Origin of the sequence: Xanthomonas pisi DSM 18956 (genome assembly GCF_001010415.1) — a bacterium.
Lineage (GTDB): Bacteria > Pseudomonadota > Gammaproteobacteria > Xanthomonadales > Xanthomonadaceae > Xanthomonas > Xanthomonas pisi.
On record NZ_JPLE01000106.1, the window covers coordinates 1 to 1,646 of the forward strand.

Here is a 1,646-nt window from a genome sequence, read left to right on the forward strand (position 1 = left end):
TGACCCCGGTCGAGTACCGCGACAAGCACGCCGAAAGCTCTACTTTTGAAGTGCCTGCTTGACGGGGGAGCTTACGTTGGTGACCGTGCTGCGGTCGCTGGAGCTGCTGTCCACTGCAGCCTGGCTGTTGATGTCGCGCCCGGCCTGCAGGGCCAGGGTCTTGCCGGCGCCAATGTATTCATGGCTGCGCAGGCATAAACTAGGAAATTCAAAATTTTTCCGTTGGTGCAAGCGAAATATTTGCACGTGCACCGGCAAGCTAGCCATGGGTGGAAAAGACCCGGATTAACTAAACAGCCATAACGCTTTATATTGCAAAATTCGGTTGCGAGGATATGGCAAGTCCTCCTTTAATCATCTGGCTTTCCCCAGGTTATTTCTAAACATAATCCAGCCAATCATCGGATTGAATTCCAGAAGCTTTTTTTAAAAATTCGAGATATCTAGCTTCATGTATTTTCAAGTATTCCTCGTCCACATTTATTCTTATGAAATTTCCGTTTCTTTCCTTCACGGACAATGCTGTGACCTTGAGCGTTTTTCGACTCGCATTCGTCAATAATCCTTCAGCTTTTGCCCTATGAAATATTCCGCTGCGACCGCCACCAAGAAGAAGAATTTTTTCCATTATAGAAAAAATTATTTCAGGCCTAGACACTTCAGCAATATGACTGGAGGCATTTTGGCGGTAGTAGTCCTCGCGCACTAAATAAAGCTTACAATTAACTGTTGTCACCCAGCATTCAAGATATAAATAATCGAAAATATTCATTATTTAGTCTCCAACTACAATTGAGTTTGCGCCTAGCTTCATCGCATTTTCTAATAAGTCTTTTCTAACGCCTCTAGGGCCCTTAAATGGGTCGCGAGTCATGTAGTATTTCACTCCATCAACATCTTCAATTTTATCAAAAATAACAAAGTGGCCCTGGCCGGGTGCAACGGGGATGTTGACTATAACACTCTTACCCTTTTCTAGGGCTTGATCTAGCTGCGCTGGAAACATATTTGCATTGACGCTATTTGTGATTCCCGAATTGTTTAAAACTTTTGATATTTCTTCGGCATTGACTCCGCTGCTACGAATTCCATTCTCAAAAAGACCAATCGCACTTTCGAGGCTAACAGAATTACCTGTTTCATCACTTATCGTCATAGCAGCGCAAGCGGGACCACATACTGGTGCATCGCCTTGCAAGATAACAGCCCCTTTTGGTTGGTAGGGAATTGATGCCGGAGGGATAAATGCACTACCACCTCCATTAACCGAACCACCAGGGTACAAGTTACCAGATGGGGGCACTCCTTCAGTCCCAAGAATTTTTCCAGGGGAGTAATCCTCCGTTAACTTCGCACCTCCGCTCCCTACCTTTACTCCAGCTCCGAGTTGCGTAAGTCCATAGACAAATTCGGCTGTACCTTCTGAAAATCCAAGCATCTGAAACGCACGACCACCTATCGTGGGAGAAACCTCACCAAGCAGGGACCTGTAGCCGTTAGTCGTATTGTCGATTCCAGAAAATCCTACATAGCCCACCGCAAAGCAGGCCCATCCAGTAGCGCATGTCGGTGCAGCAATAAGCGCACCTGCGACCTCAGCAGCTCCTCCGAGCATTTGCAGTCCACCCGACGTCCCCCCGCCCTGA

The 1,646-nt window shown here is 46.8% G+C and carries 3 protein-coding genes; all 3 read right to left on the reverse strand.

The window, feature by feature from the left end; translation table 11 throughout:
• Positions 1-39 precede the first annotated feature (39 nt).
• Positions 40-267, reverse strand: coding sequence for a hypothetical protein (locus Y887_RS16955; RefSeq protein ID WP_046965463.1), 228 nt, complete (start codon positions 265-267; stop codon positions 40-42).
• A gap of 112 nt (positions 268-379) precedes the next feature.
• The gene (locus Y887_RS20460) at positions 380-772 is read right to left on the reverse strand and encodes a hypothetical protein (protein ID WP_146093471.1); all 393 of its coding nucleotides are present in this window, start codon (positions 770-772) and stop codon (positions 380-382) included.
• A 3-nt stretch (positions 773-775) separates the two neighbouring features.
• Positions 776-1,646: cysteine peptidase family C39 domain-containing protein (locus Y887_RS20465; protein ID WP_157004342.1), on the reverse strand; the 871-nt coding region annotated here is incomplete at its 5' end.